This window comes from Sphingomonas sp. GW821-FHT09E03, from assembly GCF_059416225.1.
The window spans coordinates 44347-51167 of record NZ_JBWKOS010000014.1 but is presented as its reverse complement, the minus strand read 5'-3'; the positions used below and the strand labels follow the sequence as shown (position 1 = coordinate 51167).

The window sequence follows — 6821 nt, the reverse complement described above, 5'->3', positions numbered from 1 at the left end:
CACCACCAGGGTGGCACTGGGTTCGCCGGCGCATAACCGAGCCGGGATATGCCGCAGACCAGCGGAAAGATGAGGGTTGGGGTGCCAAGCAGCGCGACGAGCGCGAAGCAGGCCACGCCGATCTTTTGGCCCCTGGTCATGTGTCAGCGTCGTCGTCGAACGTGCCCCAGTCGGCGAGACCGCCGGGCAGCCAATTGGGTCTTACTGCTGCCGGCACGCATCCAACGCTTTGCCACTGCGCCACGGAGATCCGCTTGCCGCGCGCAAGCGGTGCGCTCAGTTCGACGCGGTCGAACATCTCTTTGCTATATTCGGATGGCGGCATGTACGTATAGAAGGTGATCGCCGGCCGTTTCTTGGTAAATAACCAGCGCCGCTGCGTCCACTGGCTAACTCGTTTGCGCAGAAACTCTTCGATGAGGATCTCGCAGGCGTTGATTGCGCCGATTGAACGCGGAGCGGTTTGCACGGCGACATGCATGCCATCGTTCATTTTATACGCGGTGTAGTGCGCATGGATGTCGGATGCCGTCCGATAATGGTGCGAGGGAATAATGACGTTCCACGTTGTGCAGGTCGCGACATCGAAGAACGGCGAAAAACTATTGGCTTGTGACAGATCGAGCATGTTGCGCTCGAGAGCCTTCAGCTCCTGCCGTTTGCTGTGGATCCGATAGGCCGCTTTGATCAGCTGACGAACGTCGCTGAATGCATGGAGGTCGGGAAGGCTGACCGGTTGCGCTGAACAGAAGGTTTGATTCAGCCATGCCATCGCATCCTCAAAGGTGCGGTGCTGGTAGGTATCTAGGCAGAGCATGCAAAGCTGGTGTGCGGATTCCCATTCCACCTCGGCCTTGGCCAAGTCACCCCGCTCTGTGTCTGAAAGGTCCGGTAAGCGGCCCATCAGCCTGGCTTTTACCGCCCATGCTGCTTCCCGGCGCGCGTTTGCCTCGTCGTGGAGCTGCTCCCAGTCGGGATGATAGTCAGGGTTGAGCTTTGCCTGAGGGGAGGGCGGCGGTGAGGAGGCGTTCATCGTGTGCATTGAGCGTCCTATGTGCTTCATTGAGGACAAGCGATTTGATGAGCTTGGTAAGATCGTTGCCGGACAGGGCCATGGCGCGAGCGAGCAAAAGCTGTTCGTGGATTTCCAGCTCGATGGCTGGGATGCCATACTGATAGGCGGCACCGTGGAAGATGCCTGCTGCGACCAGCTGGCGAATGACGTCGGAAGCCGTTTCGCCGGCATCTACCCGGCGTTGGATGATGTCGTTATGCCGATGCGCAAAACGAACTTGACGCGGCGGCCCAACAAACTCGTCTCGGTCCTTGGTCATGGCTCATCATTTGCCGCGAGCGGCAGGCTTTCAACCGCTATCTTGTATACAGGGCGGCGATAACCGCAGCCGGTCAGACAAGAACTCAGAGCACCGAGCCGGCCTCGAGTCATTCCCCTTGCTCGCATGCGACCTGCTGCGCCGATTGGCGCTGTGCTCGGCCACCGTTAATGTCCGCTCACCAGTCTATGAGGATGAGAATGGCATGAACATTGGTGAGCTGACCAAGAGCGTCGCATCGGCAACCAGCATGAGCGAGGCCGAGGCAAGGGCAGCGCTGATGGCTGTGTTCGACAACATCGCCAGCGCCGCCATCAGAGGCGAGGAGGTGTCGATCCTGGGCTTTGGCAAATTCACCGTCAAAGACCGCCCCGAGCGCCAGGGGCGCAACCCCAAGACCGGGGAATCTATGACGATTTCAGCGTCCAAGAAGCTCGCGTTTACCGTCGCCAAGGCGCTGAAAGACAAGCTCTAAAGCAGAGCCGCTGATGCCAATCACGCATTCCAGGTGCGGCTAACAAGCGAAAGGCCGCCCCCGTCGGGACGGCCTTTCCATTGTCGACCGAAGCCGGCAAATCATTCAGGCGCAGGCATGTCCCGCAGAAGCGATCATGCCCATACCTGCTGCCGTATTCGGCGTGTGACAATGAGACATTCGATCACCTCCTTCCAGTTGTTGACGTTACCGGTAAGATGGTCCCGCCAGCGGTCCGATCAAGGTGTGACCGAGCTGCAGAATATCGAGTTAAGGGATCAGCCATGAGGGATCAGTATGACCCGTCACAGCTGATGGCTGGACGCTCCGTTGTCATCGTCCGCCTTGGAAGCTGAACATGGACCGGTATGGTCGGCACGTGTCTCGCTGACAAAGCTGAACGGAAGACGGAGCTGGTGTGACATGACCTTGCCGTGTCAGTGCCAGAACAGGAACCCGGGGACATAGGCAGCCATGCTGGGCAAGGGCGCTGCCCGGCATGGGATCTTAGTTTCCGTAGCTACCGTATGAAGTACCCATCGACTTTCCAGCCTGAGGGTTCGTGAGCCATGACGACGGTTTCGATCGCGCCCGGCTTGGTGGCGAAAGTGGTCGCAAACTGGATGATCTGATACTCACCGGTGGGCGCGCCAGGAAGCGAGGTTGTTGCGGTCGCGCTAAGGAACGACCGAGATGAGACACTCCCTAGGGGCTGACGAACAGGCTCAATCACCGATGGCCAGCGCGCCTCGGGCATCTGCGCTTTGAAGATGGATCCCGCCGACCGCCACGTATCAGCCCACTGCCGGTTATCCAGCAGGGACACCCATGCACGTGCCATGCCCGCGCCTGCGGCACCTCCTTCGTTCTGTATCACTGTTTGGGCAGATGACGTGGGCGGGGCCGACTGCGGCTCGCCGTTTGCACGAACAAGAGGCAGTAGCGCGGCGATAGCGATGATCAGGGACATGATGAGCATTCCTCCGCCGAGCCAGGCGAGGGGATATCCCATGCCAAACCGTTGACCCGGCAGCTCTTCCTTGATGCTGAGAGAAGGCACGGCGACCCGCGATTGTTTGTCCCCCAAATTATCGGGGGTACCCCGTTCGGCTTCGCGGAGCAGCCTTGCTGCCTCGCGGCTACTCGTCACATCCAGCTTCCTACGCGCGTCGCGCAGCCGCTCATTGACGGTGTGGACCGACAGACCGCAATCGCGGGCGATCGATTTGGCGTCATGCCCCGCTAGAAGCAGCCGTAGCGTGTCCTTCTCTCGTTCGCTTAGTGCTTCCAGTCCCACCCGCATCGCATCTGATTACCGGCTATTTGCAGAAAGCGCATTAGCCCGGTTCGGGTTGGAAGGCATTGACCTGCCTCTCTTCCAAGGCTCGGTGCCGTATCCGCTGAATTAGCATCGGCTTTTACGAGGCAAGCCGAGGGGGAAGAGCTATCTCACACCTGGTTTAGGCGCACATGCGTTTAGGTCCGACAGCCCTTCAATACGCTATTCGCATACATCACCGCACCATAACATCCGCCGCGATGCGATCTGATAATTGAGCGATAAGGGCGCTCCAAGCCTTCGCCTGAGAAACAGCATCATCGGCCATGAGAGGCATGCGTAACTCAACGGGCCGTGGTGCCGAATTGTTGACCTTATTCATCGCAGGAGAAGCCCAAACGATCCGGTACGAAACCGACATCACCGCCTGCGCCTGGGTTGCAGTGAATGACAGCACGGTCGCTTCCACACGTACCTCAGGCGATGACGGGGCAGCATCAGGCGGCAATACTTTGCCCGCGGGCAGGCGCGCCTGAAGATCCTGGATCAACGTGTCTCGGGCCAGCCTACCCAACGGCGCGGCCCAGCGATCGAAGTCAGAGACGGTCACTGTGTTTGCGAGCTGTTGGACGAACTCGGGTCGATCGAGCGTCACCGGTACGCGAAGGAAGGGCACGCGCAGCGCCGGTCCTTGATAGTTGGCGGTTGCCAAAGTCGGGATTGGCTCGAGCGTAAGGAAAGTCGTGGCAGGGCTACGGCCGCAACCAGTTAAAGCAAGGGAGGCGGTGAACGCCGCTACAAGGGATCGGCGCATCACTTCTCCTTTGCCTTACCGCGCAGCAGCGCTTCGGGATGGCGCCCGAGATAGTCGGTCAACGACCGGATGGACCTCGCGGCTTCCGTCAGCTGGCGCACGGCGTCAGGCAGGCTTGAATCCTGGTTAACGCCCTCGCCGGTCAGCGTGCCACGTGCCGCAGTGGCGGTTGCTTGTAATTGATCAGCTGTCGCGTTCAGTTTGGTGAGCAATGGGCCGACTTGGGGCTGTACCTCACGCGTGATCGCATCGACCTGCGTCAGCGTTGCATTGAGGTGCCGCAACGAACTCGAGACCTCTGGCGAGCCGCTCAGCTTTGACAGGTTGCCGGTGAGTGCTCGCACGTTTGCACCGATTTGCTCGAGAGGAATCCGGTTGATGCGGGTTATCAGCGTATTGGCCTTATCGATCAGACCGTTGATGTCTCCGCCGCTTGGATCTGAGGGGATGACCGGATTGGTGCCGCTTCCAAGGGTGGCAGGTCCGCTTCCCGATCGCGTGAAAGCAATGGCGTGTCCGCCCACCAGCGGAATAGGTTGGACAAGGGCTGCTCGATAGCCCTGTCGTAGCAGCCGACCCACGGCTGCGTCAGTGCCTTGCCGCCAGGCTAGCGGATCAGCAGTGGCGCCTTGCGCGACGTTCAGTTTTAATGGGTAGAGGCCGATCGTCGCAGCCGTATAAGGCCCGCGCGGACCAGGGTCATAAACGAGCCGGGATGATCGCACCTCGCCAACCTTGTAGCCCAGTAGCGACACCGGTGCACCGGCGACAAGATCCCCGGCCTGTCCTTGAAGCACGAGATCATAGCGCTGCTCAGGTCCGGTTGGCCCCTGTTGCGCGCTGGCCTGATCCTCATAGAGTTGGAAGACGGTGTTGGCCCTAGCGCGCGGGTTATTACGTGCATCGATCGGTAGGTCGAATTGGACCGACCCTTGGAGTACACTGCTAGGAGGCGCAATCTGCGTCTGGATACCGCTACCCGTCAGTTGGACTTTAAGCGGGCTGCCTCGCCAGAAAGTCGCTCCTTCCCGCACGAACCGGTCGTACGGCGCGCGTACAAACAGGCGCAGCCGGAAGTGGCCGAGTGATTGCATCTGGGCGCCTGCAACCACGCCGATGCTTTGTCCATCGTTGAGCAGGGCAGCGCCGGGCTGCACACCAGCATTAGTCGTGGCAAGATTGTAGTAGGTGCCACGCTCGTTTGGCATAACCAGGGGCGCGCTCTCCAGGCCCCTGAACTCACGGGTAGGTGTACCGCCCGTCCCGGGCGCGAGTTCCACGATCAGCCCTGCAAGCGCGGCGCGAACTGACTGCAGGTCGGTCACCGACGGCGTGGCGCCGAGCAGCCAGAATTGCGACGCGGTGTTGAGAGATGGCTCCGCCAGTCTGCTCATCGACAGCGTCAATTCGACCCGTTTGCCGTCTGGTGTGATCCTGACGTCGGTAACGTGTCCGACCTCCACCCCATTCTGAAGCACCTTGGTGTCGCCAGGAGTTACCCCCTCGGCGCTCGCAAAGGTCACCTTCACCTCGGTGCCTCGCGTCGCCGCCCAGCGGACGCCGAGGTAAAGAACCACGATGAGCGCCGCTAACGGGATTGCCCAGACGATCCCAGGCCAACGTCGGCGAACGCTTTGTGCGGAGGGCCAGCGGCCTTCTTCCTGGTTTGCTACCTCGCGATGATCGGTCATGCGGCAGTCTTTCTACGCGAGCGGACTATATCCCACATTAGGCGGGGGTCGAATGTCTTGGCGCTGATCACGGTCAGGATCACCACCGCCGTAAATGGCGATGCAGCAGCCTCCGCTCGCCCATAGATCAACGAGTTATAATGCATAACGGGAACGAAGCACCCGATCACAAACGGGTCGACCATCGACCAGCGTCCAACCTCTTCGACGATACGGTAGACACGCGTCTTAACCTTCAACCGCTTAGTTGAGCGAAACGTTACTGACTGGATGCACCAACTCAGCCCAACAAGTTTGAGAACAGGGATGGCAAAGCTGGCGGTAAAAACGAGCGCGGCGAGGCCGTACAATCCAACCTCAAACAGGTCGAGAACACCCTGAAGAACCGTATATTTCAGCGGTTGATAGTTGATTGGCAGTGTCGCGATTGGGAAGGTATTGGCAGGAATGTAAAGCAACACTGCCGCAATAGTCAGCGCTATCGTGCGCGGTATAGCAAAGCGTTTGCGGTGATGGAGCGTATAACCGCATCGCGAACACGGGTGGCATTCACAAGCAATTGGATGGACTTGTTCACACTCGAAGCAGGCAATCGTCGCTTTGCCCTCTACAAGTTCGTGGTCGGGTGCAATACGGCGCCAGATCTCTGCTTTGTCGAGGGTAGCCCGGACGAACAGCGACAGCGTACCGGCAATGATGTAGCATATCGCGCCTGAACCCAAGCTGACGTTAATTGCAGCGGCCAGCCGAAAATAGGCTACAGCCAGACCCAATATATAGACATCGGGCATAGCCCATGTCTCAAGGCTGACTGCTCGGCGAAAGGCGGGGCCGAGCCAAGCCTGACGTTGTCCCCGCTGCACTTCGACGAGTACGGCGGTGAGCAGGCCAAAACGCATCAGGGGGAACACAACCGCGAACAGGAAAATGGCGAGTGCTAAGAAGGGCCACCCATCCTTCAGCATCGCCGTTGCAGCCGACGCCACGACGCTGTGGCGTGAGATGCCAAGTGCTCGCGTTGTCAGAAACGTCGCAAGGTTGCCTGGGATAAGGAAGATTAACGTTGCGGCTGAGCATGCCAGTGCTGCCGTCACCGAGCGACCGTGAGTGCGTTCGAGCGTGTTTCCACACGTCACGCACGAGGTCACGGAGCTGGGACTAGGTGCCTCGACCTCCTGACGGGTGCCGCAGTCAAAACAGGCGACGAGGGAGGGGGCTGCGGCCGGGT

At 59.7% G+C, this 6821-nt stretch carries 7 protein-coding genes; 1 reads left to right on the top strand and 6 read right to left on the bottom strand.

Going from position 1 to position 6821, the window contains the following annotated elements; all coding sequences use genetic code 11:
• Positions 1–136: 136 nt before the first annotated feature.
• Together AC07M8_RS18305 and AC07M8_RS18300 are read right to left on the bottom strand one after the other, a co-directional pair.
• Positions 137–1042: a hypothetical protein gene (locus AC07M8_RS18305; RefSeq protein ID WP_495175664.1), complete on the bottom strand. Its 906-nt coding sequence runs from the start codon at positions 1040–1042 to the stop codon at positions 137–139.
• A complete protein-coding gene (locus tag AC07M8_RS18300; RefSeq protein ID WP_495175663.1) occupies positions 984–1334 on the bottom strand; it encodes a hypothetical protein in 351 nt (116 codons plus the stop codon). Before AC07M8_RS18300 ends, AC07M8_RS18305 begins: the two co-directional genes overlap by 59 nt.
• Before the next feature lie 205 nt (positions 1335–1539).
• Here AC07M8_RS18300 and AC07M8_RS18295 point away from each other — a divergent pair, with 205 nt between their 5' ends.
• Complete coding sequence (locus AC07M8_RS18295; protein WP_495175662.1) at positions 1540–1809, top strand: HU family DNA-binding protein; 270 nt, start codon at positions 1540–1542, stop codon at positions 1807–1809.
• A gap of 520 nt (positions 1810–2329) precedes the next feature.
• Here the strand turns inward: AC07M8_RS18295 and AC07M8_RS18290 are convergent.
• From AC07M8_RS18290 to AC07M8_RS18275, 4 genes are all read right to left on the bottom strand, one after another.
• Entirely contained in the window at positions 2330–3112 is a 783-nt protein-coding gene (locus AC07M8_RS18290) for a helix-turn-helix domain-containing protein (protein WP_495175661.1), read from the bottom strand.
• 211 nt (positions 3113–3323) lie between these two features.
• The gene (locus tag AC07M8_RS18285; protein WP_495175660.1) at positions 3324–3902 is read right to left on the bottom strand and encodes a PqiC family protein; all 579 of its coding nucleotides are present in this window, start codon (positions 3900–3902) and stop codon (positions 3324–3326) included.
• Positions 3902–5593: a PqiB family protein gene (locus AC07M8_RS18280; protein WP_495175659.1), complete on the bottom strand. Its 1692-nt coding sequence runs from the start codon at positions 5591–5593 to the stop codon at positions 3902–3904. The genes AC07M8_RS18285 and AC07M8_RS18280 overlap by 1 nt, the downstream gene beginning before the upstream one ends.
• On the bottom strand, positions 5590–6687 hold the full coding sequence (locus AC07M8_RS18275; protein ID WP_495175658.1) for a paraquat-inducible protein A: 1098 nt from the start codon (positions 6685–6687) through the stop codon (positions 5590–5592). Before AC07M8_RS18275 ends, AC07M8_RS18280 begins: the two co-directional genes overlap by 4 nt.
• Positions 6688–6821 lie beyond the last annotated feature (134 nt).

Coding starts and splice junctions, on each gene's coding strand:
- AC07M8_RS18305 (WP_495175664.1), bottom strand. CDS start 1,042: ATGCACACGATGAACGCCTCCTCACCGCCGCCCTCCCCTCAGGCAAAG.
- AC07M8_RS18300 (WP_495175663.1), bottom strand. CDS start 1,334: ATGACCAAGGACCGAGACGAGTTTGTTGGGCCGCCGCGTCAAGTTCGT.
- AC07M8_RS18295 (WP_495175662.1), top strand. CDS start 1,540: ATGAACATTGGTGAGCTGACCAAGAGCGTCGCATCGGCAACCAGCATG.
- AC07M8_RS18290 (WP_495175661.1), bottom strand. CDS start 3,112: ATGCGGGTGGGACTGGAAGCACTAAGCGAACGAGAGAAGGACACGCTA.
- AC07M8_RS18285 (WP_495175660.1), bottom strand. CDS start 3,902: ATGCGCCGATCCCTTGTAGCGGCGTTCACCGCCTCCCTTGCTTTAACT.
- AC07M8_RS18280 (WP_495175659.1), bottom strand. CDS start 5,593: ATGACCGATCATCGCGAGGTAGCAAACCAGGAAGAAGGCCGCTGGCCC.